Origin of the sequence: Pseudomonas sp. S35 (genome assembly GCF_009866765.1) — a bacterium.
In the GTDB taxonomy this organism is placed as follows: domain Bacteria; phylum Pseudomonadota; class Gammaproteobacteria; order Pseudomonadales; family Pseudomonadaceae; genus Aquipseudomonas.
Window position 1 is genome coordinate 279,991 of sequence record NZ_CP019431.1, and the last position, 16,766, is coordinate 296,756.

Genomic DNA, 16,766 nt, shown 5'->3' on the forward strand with positions numbered 1-16,766 from the left:
GAAAAAGCCGCCCCTTGTGGGCGGCTTTTTTGTGCGCGAAAGGTCAGTCGGCGAGCATGGTGTAGGCGATGGGCAGGCGCGGCTCGTCAGGTTGGTGCAGGCCAATGGGGGAGGGCGCTTGCTCCCGATAACGGTGGTTCAGGCAAAGAGGTACCGGCTGATATTCAGTCATCGGGGGGCAAGTCGAATCGTCGCACCGCCGCTCCCGCCGTTGAGTTGCGGTGTGCCGGGTGGCGGTGTTCGCTCAGCTCAGGTTTTCCAGCGTCTGCGTGTCCCAGCTGTGAGTTTTGATTGCGAGATAAAGCATGCCGATGGTCAGTGGCACTTTATCGCCGCGCCCCTTTGCCCTGCGCTTGAGGAACACGTCAAACCCCGGTGGGTTGAAGTAACGATAAGTGTCGTAGTCGCCCAGGTCGAGGGCAAACTCCTGCTCCAGCGCCTCCATGAGTTGCTTGGCTTCACCGCCGTCACAGCCCAGGTCGAAGTTGATCGAGGTTTGCAGGCGCAGGGTCTTGTGCTTCGGCAGGCCGACTTCCTCGTGCAGCAGTTGCAGCAGTTGTTGCATGACGGGGTCTTCGGGGAAGTTGGGGGCGAGGTTCATGGTGGGGGCACGCAGGAGTGGGTGAAGAGGGCGGTCGCGTTTCGGGCGGAATTTGTTTCGGGTGATGAAGAGTGCCAAGCCTATCAAGAATACACAGGCAGGTAGCAGGGGCATTCTGAGGATCACCGCTACGTAGGGTAGTACGAACGTCAAAATAGTGCCCGTTGTGAGGCATGTGACTGCGAAGCGCTTTCTGAGCATTGGGTCTGTGATTCGGTAGTGCAGCACCCCATAGATAATGAAAAAACAAGCGAATTGAAGGTAAGGGGCCATGTTACCAAGACCCGTCAGAGTAGACATGCATTGAGCGTGTTGACCGCTGAGGCCTTGTGCTTGCTCTCACATTGGCGTTCAGACCGATGATGTCTCCCGTGTGATATTTGCGAATCTGATCGCGCACTTGTCGCGCTGCCGTTTTTGCTTCACGCAGGCATGGATTGGCTAAAACATGCCGATTGTCAGGCACGACAGTGAAGCTAATCAGTGTGAAGGTGGCGCCATAGTGGCCTATGTATTGAGTCCTTTCGATGTTCACAGGTTTGTGCCGAGAAAGTTGAGACCGCGCTATTTTCATTCAGCAGCGGGTAACGTCTGTAGAGGGTTGAGCGGGTATTTGGAGCGGTTTGGGAATGGGATGTCGCGGTGTTTGAGCGTTTCCTACAGCTGTTTCCGGCATTTGTGGCTTGCAGCGATTGTTGCAGGCGGTCGGTGTCGTAAGGCGGTGGAAAGTGCGGCAGGTTGCCTACGGCGATTTCGGATAATTCCCGCTCAGCCTGGTGCAGGCGTGCTGCATCACTGCAGCGCAATGCTTCGGCGGGCAGGCGGGATAAAAACCACGTCACATTTTGTAGAAAAAATCCGCCAAAGCGCGGAATTCAGCGTATGTTGCAGCGCAAAATCTTGTAGGGCGATTCCGCCCGCTACTTAAAGGGAGTTAAGCATGGGTTTGCTTCGTGTCGCTTCGGCGATGTCATTGTGTGCAGTGGCTTTTGCGGTCCAAGCCGAGCAGTTGCCGATTGAAGTGCTCAGCGCGGTGGTCAAGGATCAGAAAATCGCCGACGCCGAAGTGCTGCTGCAGCGTAACGGCGCGCAAAACGTCGTGGGCCGCACCAATGCCCAGGGCCAAGTGACCCTGACCAGTGAGGCCGCTGACGATGCCAGCAACCTGCTGATCATCAAGAAGCCCGGCTATTCCAACCTGGTGGTGAAGTGCCCGTGCAAAGGCATGACGTACGCCATCAGTCCGGTGATGGAAAACCTCGACGGCCTGCGTGTGGTGCTGACCTGGGGCAGTGCGCCCCGCGACCTCGATTCCCACATGATTTTCCCCGGCAACAATATCTATTACGCGAGCAAGCAAGGCACTGACGCCGCGTTGGACGTGGATGACACCGACAGCTACGGCCCGGAAACCATCACCCTGCAGAAAAAACACTATGGCGAAAGCTACGTGTATGCCGTGCACGACTACTCCAACCAAGGCAGCCCAGGTTCGAGCGCACTGTCCAATAGCGAAGCCAAGGTGTTCGTGTACATGGGGCAGTCCCTGGTGCGCACGTACTACGTCCCGACAAACCGCACCGGCAACCTGTGGACCGTGTTCCGCATGACCGGCAGCGGCGACTTCCAGGACATCAACACCTTCACCGGTGTCGCCGTCAGCTCCAAAGACGTGCTGAACGAAGTCAAGCCCTTGCTGGACGACAGCGTCGCGGTCACTGCGGTGACTATCACGTCGGCCGCCCAGGCCGATGCGAAAAAGCTGAACCTCAAAGGCGAGGCCGCCTACCAGGCGGGCAATTTGAACGACGCGATTGACTACTTCCGCCAAGCCATCGAACTGGATAACGGCTTCGGCAAGGCTTACGGCAACCTCGGCCTGGCCTATCAGAAAGCCGGCAACACTGCCGAGTCGATCTGGGCCAACCGCAAGGCCATTGCGCTGGCGACCGGCGCGAATGCTGCGACGGTACGTGCGGGTGCTTACTACAACATTGCGCGGATCTACGAAGCGGCGGGTCAGTTCTCGGACGCGCTGCGTCATTACCAACTGGCCAAGGAACAGAAGGCTAATCCGGTGTATGACACGGCGATTGAGCGCGTGCGCAACCGCTGATTCAGATGTAGTGCATTTCTAAGATGTGGGAGGGGGCCTGCCCTCTCCTACATGTTTATCTGCGTCTTTCCTGCCACCTCATCAGACCATTCCCATTTCGGCCCTAGGCCATCCCTCACCCTGTGTATCATCCTGTCTCTTTTTTCCATGCGACCTTTCTCGATCGGCTGAGCTTACTGGGCTACGTTTTTAAGCCCCCTTCAGCGGTCAATGGAGTGACAGCCTATGCACGACACCCTCCAGCAGGTCTTTGGTTATCCACAGTTTCGTTTGGGCCAGGAACAAACGGTCAGCGCCGTTCTGGCCGGTCGTTCGGCCGCGGCCATTTTCCCTACTGGGTCGGGCAAGTCCCTGTGTTACCAGCTCTCGGCGGTGTTGCTGCCGCACCTGACCGTGGTGGTGTCGCCGTTGTTGGCGTTAATGCAGGACCAGCTTGGCTTTTTACAACGCCACGGCATTTCGGCGGGCAGTATCGATTCGGCCCAGAGCCGCGATGACGCCAATGATGTGATGGCGCGAGCCCGCTCGGGCGAGTTGAAGATCCTGATGATTTCCGTGGAGCGCTTGAAGAACGAGCGCTTTCGTAACTTCCTGCAAAGCGTGCAGATTTCGTTGCTGGTGGTGGACGAGGCGCACTGTATTTCCGAGTGGGGCCACAACTTCCGTCCGGACTACCTCAAGCTGCCGGATTACCAGCGCCAGTTCAAGATCCCACAGGCGCTGCTGCTGACGGCTACGGCCACGCCCAAGGTGATCGCCGATATGCAGGCGAAGTTCGCCATTGCGCCAGGCGATGTGGTCACCACCGGCTTTTACCGGCCCAACCTCACCTTGTTGGTAGAGCCGGTGAGTGGTGCGGACAAACGCCGTCGCTTGGTGCAGTGGATGAACGAGCGCGCCAATCAGCCGAGCATCGTCTACGTCACCCTGCAAAAAACCGCCGAGCAGATCGCCGAGCACCTGAACCGCAACGGCATCCAGGCCGAGGCGTATCACGCAGGCTTGCCCCACGACAAACGCGAAGGCATCCAGCAGCGTTTCATGGGCGGGCGCTCCAATTGCATCGTCGCCACCATCGCCTTTGGCATGGGCATCGACAAGAGTGACATCCGCAATGTGGTGCACTTCGACCTGCCCAAGTCCATCGAGAACTACAGCCAGGAAATCGGCCGCGCCGGGCGGGATGGGCTGTCGTCGGACTGTCTGGTGCTGGCCAACCGCGACAGCCTCAACGTGCTGGAAAACTTTGTCTACGGCGACACGCCCGAGCAGGACGGTATCCGCCGGGTGCTGGAGGACCTGCAGGCCGCGCGCAGCGAAGGGCAGTGGGAATTCTTGCTGAGGTCGCTGTCGGACCACAGCAATATCCGCGAGCTGCCACTCAAGACGCTGCTGGTGCAGTTGGAACTCAAGGGCGTGATCGCACCGCGTTACGCGTTTTATGCCGAATACCGGTTCAAGTACCTGATCGAACCGGACGCTTTGCTCGCGCGGTTTTCCGGCGAGCGGCAGCAGTTTGTCGCGGCGATCATCCAAGTGTGCAAGCGTGCGAAAACCTGGGCCACGGTGGATTTCGACGCGCTTTACCAGCAGCACAATGCTGAGCGCAGCCGCGTGGTCAAAGCGCTGGATTACTTCCAGGAGCAAGGCTTGATCGAGCTGGAAAGCAAGCAGATGACAGAGGTCTACAGCCTGCTGAATACCGAGTTCGACCCCCAAGTGTTAAGCGCCGAGTTATACACAGGCTTCAAGCAGCATGAGGTGACAGAAGTGGCGCGTATTCACGCCATGCTCGATCTGTTCGCCACCGAACAGTGCCTGGGGCAGCGTCTGGCTCAGTATTTTGGTGATGAAAAAGCCCCTCGACGCTGTGGCCATTGCTCGGTCTGTCACGGCCATGTGGCGTACTTGCCGCCACCGCCGGGCCTGCCGCCGCTTGTGGATAAAAACTTCATGGGGCTGTGCGGTGATTTTATCCACAGGCATCATGAGCACACCGGCCAATTGCCGGGTGCGGAACGGCTGACACGTTTCCTGGGCGGTATCAGCGTGCCGTTGTTCACCAAGCTCAAGGCGCGGGGCATTCCCGGTTTTGCTGCGCTGCAAGACTACCCCTACGCCGAGGTGCGCGAGTGGGCCGAGGCTCATTTGAATACCCTGTAAACCCACTTTCACCCGAGGTGCCCATGCCCGACTCAGTGCCACAACGTGCCGATTACCTTCACTTCCAGCCGATCATCACGCGCTGGCACGACAATGATGTGTATGGCCATGTGAATAACGTCACCTACTACAGCTTTTTCGACACAGCGGTGAATACCTTCCTGATCGAGCAGGGCGGGCTGGATATTCATGGCGGCGAAGTCGTGGGGTTTGTGGTGAGTTCGGCGTGTGATTACTTTGCGTCGATTGCTTTTCCCGAGCGTATCGACATCGGCCTGCGAGTGGGCAAGTTGGGCAATAGCTCGGTGCAGTATGAGTTGGCGGTATTCAAGACAGGCGAAGAGGAGGCCTGCGCGGCAGGGCGCTTTGTGCATGTGTTTGTGGATCGGGAGACGAACCAGCCGGTGACGATTGCGGGGATGTTGCGCGAGGCGTTGCAGCGGTTGGTGGCCTGACTCGATCCGTCAAACACTGCAAAAAAATGTGGGAGGGGCGGTGCGACGATTCGCCTTGCCCTCTCCCACATCAGTCCAGCTTACCGGTGACGGTAGTGATGCTTGTTCTTGCGATGCCCATAGGCATGGCCACGGCCTGGGTGATCATCACGGTCATAACGACGGTAGTCACGCCCACGATCACGACGATCATCGTCATCGCTCTTGTTGCCCATGTAGTTGCCCAACGCACCACCGGCGCCACCGCCGGCGGCCGAGCCGACCAGTGCGCCGGTGCTGCCGCCGACACTGCGACCAATGACGTTGCCGCCGGCTGCGCCCAGGGCGCCGCCAATAGCGGCTTCGCCACGGCTGCGCTTATCGGCGCCGACTGCACTGCCGCCCGCGCCACCCAGGGCCGCGCCAATCGTCGAACCGGTATTGCCGCCCAACTGCTGGCCGACAACCGAGCCTAGAACCCCGCCCAATGCGCCGCCTACACCGGCTTCGGTGGTGCCACCGGCCATGGCTGCGCCACTGACCAGGCCAAGGGACAACAAGAGAATCGAGGAGAACTTCATTCGGGAAACCTCAAGAGGATGACGGCGCGATCCTGAGGCTGTATTGACATGGTGACAATAGAAATCCGACCAATAACACGAGTTGTACACAATTCGCTAAGTTACTGTTTTGACTCGGGAACTTAAGTTGTTTTTGCGAGTCTTTAACTACTTCGGAACGGCCGCTTTTATGCAAGAGCGGCCTTTTTTGTGTCCGAATTGATCGATCAGGCCGTGCGCGCCATGATCAAGCCACTGTCACTCGCTGCTTCCAGACGGATCGCCACAAACTTGGATGTTGGCGTATGGCTGCCATCCCCAGTGCTTTCCAGCGGCACCAGTGGGTTCACTTCCGGGTAGTAGGCCGCAGCTTGCCCCGCTGGAATATCAAACGCCAGCAAGGTGAAACCCTTCACGCGGCGTTCGCGGCCATCCTCCCACAGCGACACGATGTCAGCCTTCTGCCCCGGCTTGAAGCCCAGGCGGATGATGTCGGCCTCGTTGACGAACAGCACATCCCGCTGGCCTTTCACCCCCCGGTAGCGATCGTCCAGGCCATAGATGGTGGTGTTGTACTGATCGTGGGAGCGCATCGATTGCATGATCAGGTCCGGTACCCGGCCGGTGGCGTGGGTGCGTTCGTGGATCAGGTCTTTGGGCAGGACATTCGGGCGGAAATTGGCGCGGCCCGACGGTGTGTTCCAGCGGCGCGCGCCGGCAGAGTTACCTAAGTAGAAGCCGCCTGGGTTTTTGATCTTCTCGTTGAAGTCCTTGAAGCCTGGGATGGTGTCGGCGATCAGGTCGCGGATGCGGCTGTAGTCGGCCACCAGCCAGTTCCAGTCCACCGGCTTGCTGCCCAGGGTCGCGGCGGCAATACCGGCGAGGATGGCAGGCTCGGACTTCATCAGCTTCGACAGCGGTTGCAGCTGGCCGTTGGAGCCGTGAACCATGCTGAACGAGTCTTCCACCGTGACCGCTTGCGGGCCGTCGGCCTGGATGTCGATGTCGGTACGGCCCAGGCACGGCAGGATCAGCGCGTCTTTACCGTGCATCAAATGGCTGCGGTTGAGCTTGGTGCTGATTTGTACGGTGAGGTCGCACTTGCGCAGCGCTTCGAAGGTGCGCGGGCTGTCCGGGGTGGCTTGGGCAAAGTTGCCGCCCAGGCCAATAAATACTTTGGAGCGGCCTTCGAGCATCGCGTGGATCGCTTCGACCACGTTGTGGCCGTTGGTGCGCGGCACCTGGAACTGGAAGCGGCGCTCCAGGGCGTCGAGGAACACCACCGGTGGGCGTTCGTTGATACCCATCGTGCGGTCGCCCTGCACGTTGCTATGGCCACGCACCGGGCACAGGCCGGCGCCTGGGCGGCCGATGTTGCCGCGCAGCAGCATCAGGTTGGCGATTTCCTGGATGGTCGGCACCGAGTGACGATGCTGGGTGATGCCCATCGCCCAGCACATGATCACGTTCTTGCCCTTGGCGTACATGCGCGCCGCTTGTTCGATCTCCACCAGCGGCAGGCCGGACTGCGCGACGATTTCATCCCAAGAGGTGTCGTCGATCTGGCCCAGGTAATCGAGCACGTTGGCGGTGTGTTCGTTGAGGAAGTCGTGGTCGAACACGGCTTCCTTGCCTTCGGCCTGGGCCTGGCGTTCCCACAGCAGCAGGAACTTGGCCATGCCACGCAGGATGGCCATGTCGCCACCCAGTGCCGGGCGGAAGTACGCGGTGTTGGTCGGCTTGTCACCGTTGGTGAGCATTTCCAGCGGGTGTTGCGGGTGCTGGAAGCGTTCCAGGCCGCGCTCTTTGAGCGGGTTGATACACACCACCTGGGCGCCGCGTTTAACCGCTTCGCGCAGGGGTTCGAGCATGCGCGGGTGGTTGGTGCCGGGGTTCTGGCCCCAGACGAAAATGGCGTCGGCATGTTCGAAATCGTCAAAGGTCACGGTGCCTTTGCCGACACCCACGCTCTGCGCCAGGGCCACGCCGCTGGCCTCGTGGCACATGTTCGAGCAGTCCGGGAAGTTGTTGGTGCCGTAGGCGCGCACGAACAATTGGTACAGGTACGCCGCCTCGTTGCTGGCCCGGCCCGAGGTGTAAAACTCGGCCATGTCCGGGCTGGGCAGTGCGTTGAGGTGCTTGCCGATCAGGTCGAACGCCGCCTCCCAGCTGACGGGTGTGTAGCGGTCGCTTTCGGCGTCATAGCGCATCGGCTCGGTCAGGCGGCCCTGGTATTCGAGCCAGTAATCGCTCTGTTCGAGCAGCGCAGTGACGCTGTGCTTGGCGAAGAAGGCCGCGTCCACCCGACGCTTGGTGGCTTCCCAGTTGACCGCCTTGGCGCCGTTTTCGCAGAACTTGACCATGCCGCTTTCCGGCGAGTCGCCCCAGGCACAGCCCGGGCAGTCGAAGCCGCCGTTCTGGTTGGTCTTGAGCATCATGCGCAGGTTCTTCAGCGCGTTGTCGCTGGTCAGCCAGGCTTGCGCCACGCTGATCAGCGCGCCCCAGCCGCCGGCCGCGCCCTTGTAAGGCTTGTAGCGCGGGGTTGGGGTTTGGTCGGCTTGATGATGATTGCTCACGGCTGGTTCTCCATCGCAGGGCTGTAGACCCGCGGCGCATTTTTCTGCGGCAGGTGGATGAGATTGAGGTTATGCCGACGCGCCCATTGCAGGGCCAGGCCGGTGGGCGACGACAGGCTGACCAGGGTCTGGATGCCTGCGCGCAAAACTTTCTGGATCAATTCGAGGCTGCAACGGCTGGTGACAATTGCCAGGCCGCCTTCGGTCGGGATCTTTTGGCGAATCAGCGCGCCGATCAGCTTATCCAGCGCGTTATGCCGGCCGATGTCTTCGCGGCCCAGCAACAACTCGCCCTGGCTGTTCATGAACACCGCCGCGTGCACCGCGCCGCTGTATTGGCCCAGGGGCTGGAAGGCACTGATGCGTTGGCGCAGGCCGTCAAGCCATTCGGCTGGCGGTAGGGGCGCGCCGGGCAGCACTTGAAGGTCGGGCAGGGCTTGTTCCACGGCTTCCACGCCGCACAGGCCACAGCCGCTGGTGCCGGCCAACTGGCGTCGTTGCTGCTTGAGGTTCCAGAACGCGCGGCTGGAAATCTGCACCTGGGCGAACTGAGCTGAACCCGAACCGCTGAGTTTCAGGTCATAAATGTCGCTAACGTCGGTGATAATGCCGCTACCGATACTGAAACCGACGATAAAGTCTTCCAGGTCCGTCGGAGTGACCAACATGACTGCCTGGCTGATGTCGTTATAGGCGATCGCCAACGCCACTTCTTCCGCCAACGCTGTGCTGGCGACTTCGGTGTGTTCCAGGTTGCAATACTGGTAGCTCTGGCTGGCGGCGGGCGCGGGCGTTTCAGAGGCGGGCGCCGCGCAGACTGGGCGCTTGGCGTTCATGGGGCAGTACCACCGGCGGATTGATCAGTGTTTAGACTAGGCGCGACAAAGCGTCGCGTCTAATTGCCAGTACTGATCTGCCGATAGATGACGTCGATCAAGACTCGTTTTGCGATTTCTGAAACAGCGCGAAACACGCCTCGGCCAGCGCCGAACGCGGTGCGCTGCGGCGCATGATCAGGCCTAGGCGTGCAAGGGTGTGGGCATCCTCGATGGGTTGCAGGCGCAGGTGCTCGGTGAGCGCATCCAGGCCGCCGTCCAGTGGCATTACCGCGCAACACAGCCCGCCGTGCACTGCTTGTAATAACTGATGGACGGCATCCGTCTGCAGCAGCGGTTGCGGGTTCAGGCCGCGGCTGTGGAAGTTGTGGTCGATGGACTGGCGAAAGTGCATGCCACTGGTGAGCATGCCCAGCGGCAGTTCGATCAGCGCCTCCCAGCTCAACGGCGTGTCGCCAAAACTGAAGAAGCGTTGGTCGTAGAGCAGGCCCATGCGGGTTTCGCCCAAGGCCAGTGAGTCGAAGCGTTCGTTGTCCAGACGCTCCAGGTAAGAGACGCCCAGGTCGAGGCGGTTGCTCGCCAGCTGTTCGAGGATTTGCTCGGAGCTCAATGCCGACAATTCAAAGCGCAGGCTCGGGTGCTCTTTATGCAATTGCTGCATCAGCGCCAGCGGATCAAAGCTCGACAGCGGCACCACGCCCAGGCGCAGCGTGCCCACCAAGTTGCCGCGACAGGCGGCGGCCTCGGCCTGCAAGCCGTCATACGCCGCCAGCACCGTGCGCGCCCAGGCCAGCACGCGTTCGCCGGGCGCGGTGAAACCTTCGAAACGCTGGCCGCGATTGACCAGGGGCAAGTCCAACTCTTCTTCGAGGCTGCGCAGTCGCATCGACAGCGTTGGCTGGGTGATGTGGCAACGCGCGGCCGCCTGGCCGAAGTGACGGGTTTCGTCGAGGGCGATGAGGAATTTCAACTGTTTGATGTCCATCTTCGCTCCAGGGCTTATTCCAATGGCGGGGGGATTCTAGCGCGTTTGGGTCTTTGGCCGGGCTGGAACCCAAATCTGTAGGACTGGTCTAGTCTTGGGCATCTGGAATACAACTACCAAGGAGAGCGCACTATGAGCATTTTCAGCTTTATCAAAGAAGCCGGCGAAAAGATTGTCGACCTTTTGACGCCGGGTAATGCCAACGCCAGTGAGCAGTTGAAGGATCACGTGTCGAAGGTGGGTCTGGGGAATCCGAATGTGCAGACCACGGTCGATGGCGACAAGGTCACCGTGACCGGTGAAGTCGCCTCCCAGGAAGAGAAAGAGAAGATCCTGCTGGCGCTGGGCAATATTGCCGGTGTGGCGAGTGTGGATGACCAGATCACTGTTTCCGGGCCGGCGGTTGCCGCTGCCCGTTTCGTCGTAGTGAAAAAGGGCGACACCCTGAGTGCAATCTCGCTGGCGGTGTACGGCAATGCCAATCTGTACAACAAGATCTTCGAGGCCAACAAGCCGCTGTTGTCGCATCCAGACAAGATCTACCCGGGCCAGACACTGCGTATCCCTGAGTAATACGCAGATCCAAATGTGGGAGGGGGCAAGCCCCCTCCCACATTGGTTCAGAGTCCGGCAATGAGATCGCGATAGTCGTCGACGGCGGCAAATTCCCCGGTGTCCTTGGGTGCTTTTTTGCTGTCCGGTTCTTTCACCGCCAACAAATGCCCCACACCAAAATCCCTGGCGCTGCGCAGAATCGGCAGGGTGTCGTCGATAAACAGGCTACGAGCCGGGTCGAATTGGATGTCGGCTTGCAAGGCATCCCAGAATTGCGGGTTCTCCTTGGCAAAACCGTAGTCGTGGGAACTGATCAGCCGCTCGAAATACGGCGCCAGTTCAATGCGCTCCAATTTCAATGACAGCGAATCACGATGGGCATTGGTGATCAGGATCACCCGCTTGCCGGCACGTTTGATCGCCGCCAGGAAGGTATCCGCATCCGGGCGCAGGGCGATCAGGTGAGCGGTTTCCAGCTTGAGTTCGCGCACCGGGATTTTCAGCTCTGTGCTCCAGAAATCCAGGCAATACCACTGCAACTGTCCCGCGTTACGCTCGAACAGCGGCAGCAACTCCATCTCGGCCATGGTCCGGCTCACCCCGTGTAACTCGGCGTAACGCTGGGGCAGGTGCTCCATCCAGAAGTGGTTGTCGTAATGCAGATCCAGCAAGGTGCCGTCCATGTCCAGCAGGACGGTGTCGATAGCGTGCCAGGGCAAAGAGGGCATGGGGCGTTCTCATGTAAGTAGAAATATCCGACACAGACAATCGGAAAAGCCACGGTATAGTAACCCGATCACGCCAAGGAGCCGCTTATGCGCCAGAAACCCACCGTCCTCGCCCGCGAAATCGTCGCCAGTAGCCGTTTGTTCCGCGTAGAGGAAGTGCAATTGCGCTTTTCCAATGGCGTTGAACGGACCTACGAACGCCTGGTGGGACGTGGTGCTGGCTACGGCGCGGTGATGATCGTGGCGATGATCGATGAAGATCATGCGTTGTTGGTCGAAGAGTACTGCGGCGGTACCGACGAGTACGAGTTGTCCTTGCCCAAGGGCCTGATCGAACCGGGTGAAGACGTGCTGGCGGCGGCAGACCGTGAGCTCAAGGAAGAGGCTGGCTTCGGCGCTCGGCAGTTGGAGCACATTACCGAGCTGTCGTTGTCCCCAGGCTATATGAGCCAGAAGATCCAGGTGGTACTCGCCACCGACCTCTACGAAGAACGCCTGGAAGGCGATGAGCCCGAGCCGATGCGCGTGGATAAGGTCAACCTGCGCGAGCTGTCGCAGTTGGCGCAAAACGAGCAATTCAGTGAGGGCCGCGCCTTGGCGGCGTTGTACCTGGTACGAGACCTGTTGACCCAGCGTGGAGCGTTTAGCGCATGAGCGAACTGTTTTTAGGCCACCCGTTTATCGCCCCTGTGATCGAGCTGGCTCGCCAAGCCGGTGAAGCCACCCTGCCGTACTGGCGCGCCGATGTGGCGGTGACCTCCAAGGCCGACGATTCGCCGGTGACTGCGGCTGACCTCGCCGCCCACCATCTGATTCTCGATGGCCTGACCGCGCTGGACCCGAGTATCCCGGTGCTGTCCGAAGAGGATGCCGATATCGACCAGAGCGTGCGCGCTGGCTGGACCCGCTGGTGGTTGGTGGACCCGTTGGATGGCACCAAGGAATTTATCGCCGGCAGCGAAGAGTTCACCGTCAACATAGCCCTCATCGAGCAGGGGCGTGTGGTGTTCGGCGTGGTGTCGATGCCCACCAATGGCCGTTGCTACTTTGGCGGTGCAGGCCTGGGCGCCTGGCGCTCCGATGTGAACGAAGCGCCCCGGCAGATCCAGGTGCGCGAGGCGCCGGCGGCGGGTGAGGCGTTTACCGTGGTTGCCAGCCGCCGCCATACCAGCCCCGAGCAGGAGCGTTTGCTGGAGGGGTTGAGCGCAGGCTTGGGTGAGTTGAAGTTGGCGAATATCGGCAGCTCGTTGAAGTTCTGCCTGTTGGCTGAAGGGAGTGCCGACTGCTACCCGCGCCTGGCGCCGACTTCGCAGTGGGACACGGCTGCTGCACAAGGCGTGCTCGAAGGCGCAGGAGGCGAGGTGCTGGAGTTGAGCGGCGAGCCGTTCAGTTACCCGGCTAGGGAGTCGTTGTTGAATCCGTTTTTCCTGGCACTGCCGGCGAAGGCTGCATGGCGCGAGCGGTTGCTCACCTTGGCAAGATCTTAAAACCACCGCAGATCAAAATGTGGGAGGGGGGCCCCCCCCACATTTTTTTGTGTATTGGCTTCTAGCGGTGCAGGACGTACTGGCCGGTGAAGGCCACCGCGTGCGCCTCGCTGCCTTCATTCACAATCCACGTCTGCAGCGTCAAGCGCGCCCGGCCGTACCGTTTGTAAGTGGCCAGAAAGCGCTTCCACACTTTCTCCTGCGGCGCTGCGCAAATCGCGGTCGCATCCCGCGTCACCGGCAACGGGTAACTGATCTGCCCTTCCTGAATCACGATGTGCCCGTCTTCAATCCCATCCTCGCGCAGTTGCAGGTGCAGCCAGCCCCAACCCGCCAGCACTGCGCCGCAGTAGAGGCTGCCGCCGAACATGGTGCTCTTGTGGTTGATATTGGCTTGCAGGGGCAGGTGCAGCCGCAGTTGCGCGCCTTGCCAGTCGAGCACCTTGAGGCCCATGTCCCGGGTCAGGGGGATGTCGTGGTGCAGAACGGATTCCAGGTAACGGCTGTCGCGGTTCATGGGGGCCTCTGGGTGAGTGGGCGTGGTCATTCGTCGTCAGCGCTTTGGTTGGCGAAGTTCAGGCCGTGCTTGCGCAGTTTGTCGTGCAAGGTTTTGCGCGGCACGCCCAAGGCTTCGGCGAGGCTGCGCATGGAGCTGTGGGGGCGGGTCAGTTCGGCGGCGATCAGGCTTTTTTCGAACTGCTCGACCTGTTCGCTCAAGCCGCCCGGCGTGGACGTCAGCACGCTGCTGGCGGGGTTGTCCGGCGTGCTGTCCAGCGCCAGCTCCAGGCCCAACGCAAAGCGCTCGGCCGCGTTTTGCAGCTCGCGCACATTGCCCGGCCAGCTATGACGCAACAGCAAGGCCCGTTGGCCCGGTTGCAGTTCGTGCAACGGCAGGCCGTGGCGGCTGCTGGCCTCGTCGGCGAAGTGTTGGAACAACATCAATGCATCTTCACCGCGCTCGCGCAGTGGCGGAATGCGCAGCGGCGCGACGTTGAGGCGGTAGTACAAGTCGGCGCGGAAACGGCCCTGGTCAGCGGACTGGCGCAGGTCTTCCTTGGTGGCGGCGATGATGCGGATATCCAGCGGGATCAACTGGTTGCCACCCAGGCGCTCCACCACGCGCTCCTGCAACAGGCGCAGCAACTTGACCTGCACATCCAGGCTCATGCTTTCGATTTCATCCAGGAACAGCGTGCCGCCGTTGGCGAATTCGAACTTGCCGATGCGGCGCTTCTGCGCGCCGGTAAAGGCGCCAGGTTCATGGCCGAACAGTTCGCTTTCGACCACCGACTCGGCCAGGGCGCCAGCGTTGATCGCCACAAACGGCCCGCTGCGGCGGCTCGACAGGTCGTGCAGGGCGCGCGCCACCACTTCTTTGCCGGCGCCGGTTTCGCCGAGGATCAGCACGTCGGCACGCGTGGCGGCCAAGGCGCCGATCTGCTCGCGCAGGCGCAGCATTTGCGGCGAGTGCCCCACCAGGCGCGTGCTCAGTTGCTGGCGGTCACTGAGGGCCAAGCGCAGGCTGCGGTTGTCCAGCACCAGCCGGCGCAGTGCCAGGGCGCGGCGCACGCTGTCGAGCAGCGAGTCGCTGGCGAAGGGTTTTTCGAGGAAGTCATAGGCGCCGGCGCGCATGGCTTGCACCGCCAGCGGCACGTCGCCGTGGCCGGTGATCAGCAGCACTGGCAGGTCCGGGTCCTGGCCGTGCAGTTCGGCCAGCAGCTCAAGGCCGTCCATGCCGGGCATGCGGATATCGCTGACCACGACGCCGGGCCAGTCGCGGGACAAACGCGCGGTCAGGCCACTCGCCTCGCCCAGGGGCAGGACCTTCAACCCGGCCAGGTCCAGGGTCTGGCACAGGGCCTGACGCAGGTGTGGATCGTCGTCGATCAACACCACCTGAATCTGGTTATCGATACTCATACACTGCGGTCCTCGGACGGTTGCAGACTGACGCCCGGCGAGCCGGCACGCAATTTCAGGGTTAACAGCGCGCCGCCTTCCTTGTGGTTGGCAAACAGCAATTCGCCGCCAAAGGCACGCATCAAGGTATCGCAGATCGCCAGGCCCAGCCCCAGGCCCTGGGTGCGGGTCTTGGTGGTATAGAACGGCTCACTGGCGCGGCCCAGTGCCTCCATGCAAAACCCAGGGCCATTGTCGCGGATGTACAGGTTGACGCCCTGTTCGGTGGTTTGGGCACTTAACCAGAGTTTGCGCGGCGGGCCTTTTTCGGTGAGGGCGTCGAGAGCGTTGGCCAGCAGGTTGCCCAGCACCTGGCGCAGGCGGGTTTCGCCGGCCTGCACCCACAGGGTCGCTTCCGGCAGGTCGCGGATCAATTCCACTTCCATCGACCGCCGCCGCTTGGCCAGCAACGCCAGCGCATCGTCCAGCGCCGGTTGCAGGGCCACGCTCTCCGGCGCATGCCGGTCGCGGCGGGCGAAGGCGCGCAGGTGGGCGATGATCGAGGCCATGCGCCCGGTCAGTTCGCTGATCAGCTTGAGGTTGCCCCGCGCATCGCTGGTGCGTTCATGGTCGAGCAGGATCTCGGCGTTTTCTGCATAGCTGCGAATCGCTGCCAGCGGCTGGTTGAGTTCGTGGCTGATACTCGCCGACATGGTGCCCAGTGCCGACAGCTTGCCGGCCTGCACCAAATCGTCTTGGGCGCGTACCAGTTCCTGCTGGGCGTGTTCGCGCTCCAGCACTTCCTGTTTGAGGCGCCGGTTCAGGCCTTCGAGGTCGCTGGTGCGCTCGACCACACGGGCTTCCAGTTCGCGACGTGCCTTGGCTTCAAACGCAATGCGTTCCAGGTAATGGCGGCGCCGTTGCATCATTAAACCGAGCAACAGCATCAGCACCAGCAGTGTGGCGCCGCCCACGGCCACCACCGTGCGCACCGGGCGGCTGATCAAGGATTGCGGTGCCAGGATCTCCACGTTCCAGCCGGTTTCGGCGATGGCGGTGGACTGGCGCAGCCACGCGGTGGTGCTCAGGCTCAGCGGCTGCGGGTCGCGGGTCGGGTAGGGCTGGATCGCAATGATCGCCTGGCGTTCTTCGACGGTCAGCGGCCGCGTGGCGCGGAACCGCCATTGCGGGCGTGAGGTGAGGATCACCACGCCGTTGTGGTCGGTGACCAGCAGTTGTTCTGGCGTGTTGCCCCACAGGCTTTCGGTGTGGTCCAGGTCGACCTTGACCACCAGCACGCCGATGATCGTGTCGCCCTCGCGCACGGCGGCGGCGAAGAAGTAACCGCGTTTGGCCGAAGTGGTGCCCAACCCGAAAAACCGCCCCAGGCGGCCCGCCATTGCTTCGCTGAAGTACGGACGGAACGAAAAATTGCGCCCGACAAAGCTGTCCTGTTTATCCCAATTGGAGGCCGCGAGGGTTTTGCCCGTGGTGTCCATCAGGTACATCACCTCCACCCCGGCCTGGGCGGCGACGTCCTTGAGCAGCAGGTTGGCGTTGACCTGATGGGTGCTGACATTCGGTGCGTCCAGCACCGTGCGCAGGGCGGGCAAGTCGCCGAGGATCTGCGGCAGCACTTCATAGCGGTGCAGGGTGCCCAGCAGGTTGGCGACGTACAGGTCGAGGGTCTGGCGGTTCTGCCCGGCCAGTTCGCTGCGGTAATAACGCTCGGCCAAGTGCTCCAGCGGCCATAGCAGCGGCGCCAGGCACAACGCCAGCAGGGCGAGGCTGCGCCAGCGGGGTCTTCGCGGAAGGGGTGGGTTCAT

General features: G+C 61.3%; 16 protein-coding genes and 1 pseudogene. 6 read left to right on the forward strand and 11 right to left on the reverse strand.

Going from position 1 to position 16,766, the window contains the following annotated elements; translation table 11 throughout:
• Positions 1-43: 43 nt before the first annotated feature.
• From PspS35_RS30490 to PspS35_RS30170, 3 genes and pseudogenes are all read right to left on the reverse strand, one after another.
• Positions 44-172, reverse strand: a complete 129-nt coding sequence (locus PspS35_RS30490; RefSeq protein ID WP_275113835.1) for a hypothetical protein — start codon at positions 170-172, stop codon at positions 44-46.
• Between the two features lie 72 nt (positions 173-244).
• On the reverse strand, positions 245-601 hold the full coding sequence (locus tag PspS35_RS01250; RefSeq protein WP_159932436.1) for a DUF1493 family protein: 357 nt from the start codon (positions 599-601) through the stop codon (positions 245-247).
• Between the two features lie 695 nt (positions 602-1,296).
• Positions 1,297-1,386 (reverse strand): annotated as a pseudogene (locus PspS35_RS30170) (cell filamentation protein Fic); the annotation flags it as partial.
• A gap of 155 nt (positions 1,387-1,541) precedes the next feature.
• Between PspS35_RS30170 and PspS35_RS01260 the strand changes: the two are divergent.
• The 3 genes from PspS35_RS01260 (at position 1,542) to PspS35_RS01270 (ending at position 5,335) form a co-directional block, all read left to right on the forward strand.
• Complete coding sequence (locus tag PspS35_RS01260) at positions 1,542-2,717, forward strand: tetratricopeptide repeat protein (RefSeq protein WP_159932437.1); 1,176 nt, start codon at positions 1,542-1,544, stop codon at positions 2,715-2,717.
• Between the two features lie 225 nt (positions 2,718-2,942).
• The gene (locus PspS35_RS01265; protein WP_159932438.1) at positions 2,943-4,880 is read left to right on the forward strand and encodes a RecQ family ATP-dependent DNA helicase; all 1,938 of its coding nucleotides are present in this window, start codon (positions 2,943-2,945) and stop codon (positions 4,878-4,880) included.
• A gap of 23 nt (positions 4,881-4,903) precedes the next feature.
• Entirely contained in the window at positions 4,904-5,335 is a 432-nt protein-coding gene (locus PspS35_RS01270; RefSeq protein WP_159932439.1) for a thioesterase family protein, read from the forward strand.
• 80 nt (positions 5,336-5,415) lie between these two features.
• Here the strand turns inward: PspS35_RS01270 and PspS35_RS01275 are convergent, their stop codons facing one another.
• From PspS35_RS01275 to PspS35_RS01290, 4 genes are all read right to left on the reverse strand, one after another.
• Positions 5,416-5,895 carry a glycine zipper domain-containing protein gene (locus tag PspS35_RS01275; protein WP_159932440.1) on the reverse strand — a complete coding sequence of 160 codons (480 nt, stop codon included), beginning with the start codon at positions 5,893-5,895 and terminating at the stop codon, positions 5,416-5,418.
• Between the two features lie 206 nt (positions 5,896-6,101).
• Complete coding sequence (locus PspS35_RS01280; RefSeq protein WP_159932441.1) at positions 6,102-8,450, reverse strand: FdhF/YdeP family oxidoreductase; 2,349 nt, start codon at positions 8,448-8,450, stop codon at positions 6,102-6,104.
• Entirely contained in the window at positions 8,447-9,286 is an 840-nt protein-coding gene (gene fdhD / locus PspS35_RS01285) for a formate dehydrogenase accessory sulfurtransferase FdhD (RefSeq protein ID WP_159932442.1), read from the reverse strand. The genes PspS35_RS01280 and fdhD overlap by 4 nt, the downstream gene beginning before the upstream one ends.
• A 97-nt stretch (positions 9,287-9,383) precedes the next feature.
• A complete protein-coding gene (locus tag PspS35_RS01290) occupies positions 9,384-10,271 on the reverse strand; it encodes a LysR family transcriptional regulator (RefSeq protein ID WP_159932443.1) in 888 nt (295 codons plus the stop codon).
• Positions 10,272-10,403: 132 nt separating this feature from the next.
• Between PspS35_RS01290 and lysM the strand changes: the two genes are divergently transcribed.
• Positions 10,404-10,844, forward strand: coding sequence for a peptidoglycan-binding protein LysM (lysM, locus tag PspS35_RS01295; protein WP_159932444.1), 441 nt, complete (start codon positions 10,404-10,406; stop codon positions 10,842-10,844).
• 47 nt (positions 10,845-10,891) lie between these two features.
• On the opposite strand, the gene yrfG is transcribed toward lysM, so the two are convergent.
• A complete protein-coding gene (gene yrfG, locus PspS35_RS01300) occupies positions 10,892-11,554 on the reverse strand; it encodes a GMP/IMP nucleotidase (protein WP_159932445.1) in 663 nt (220 codons plus the stop codon).
• An 87-nt stretch (positions 11,555-11,641) separates the two neighbouring features.
• Here yrfG and nudE point away from each other — a divergent pair, with 87 nt between their 5' ends.
• Both nudE and cysQ read left to right on the forward strand, forming a co-directional pair.
• On the forward strand, positions 11,642-12,208 hold the full coding sequence (nudE, locus tag PspS35_RS01305) for an ADP compounds hydrolase NudE (protein WP_159932446.1): 567 nt from the start codon (positions 11,642-11,644) through the stop codon (positions 12,206-12,208).
• Positions 12,205-13,041 (forward strand): 3'(2'),5'-bisphosphate nucleotidase CysQ, encoded by an 837-nt coding sequence (gene cysQ / locus PspS35_RS01310; protein WP_159932447.1) that lies wholly within the window; start codon positions 12,205-12,207, stop codon positions 13,039-13,041. The genes nudE and cysQ overlap by 4 nt, the downstream gene beginning before the upstream one ends.
• A 61-nt stretch (positions 13,042-13,102) precedes the next feature.
• Here cysQ and PspS35_RS01315 read toward each other — a convergent pair whose 3' ends face one another.
• From PspS35_RS01315 to PspS35_RS01325, 3 genes are read right to left on the reverse strand one after another with little or no spacing between them, the layout of a single operon-like run.
• A complete protein-coding gene (locus PspS35_RS01315; protein WP_159932448.1) occupies positions 13,103-13,558 on the reverse strand; it encodes a YiiD C-terminal domain-containing protein in 456 nt (151 codons plus the stop codon).
• A 26-nt stretch (positions 13,559-13,584) separates the two neighbouring features.
• Positions 13,585-14,961 carry a sigma-54 dependent transcriptional regulator gene (locus tag PspS35_RS01320; RefSeq protein WP_159932449.1) on the reverse strand — a complete coding sequence of 459 codons (1,377 nt, stop codon included), beginning with the start codon at positions 14,959-14,961 and terminating at the stop codon, positions 13,585-13,587.
• Complete coding sequence (locus PspS35_RS01325) at positions 14,958-16,766, reverse strand: ATP-binding protein (protein WP_159932450.1); 1,809 nt, start codon at positions 16,764-16,766, stop codon at positions 14,958-14,960. Before PspS35_RS01325 ends, PspS35_RS01320 begins: the two co-directional genes overlap by 4 nt.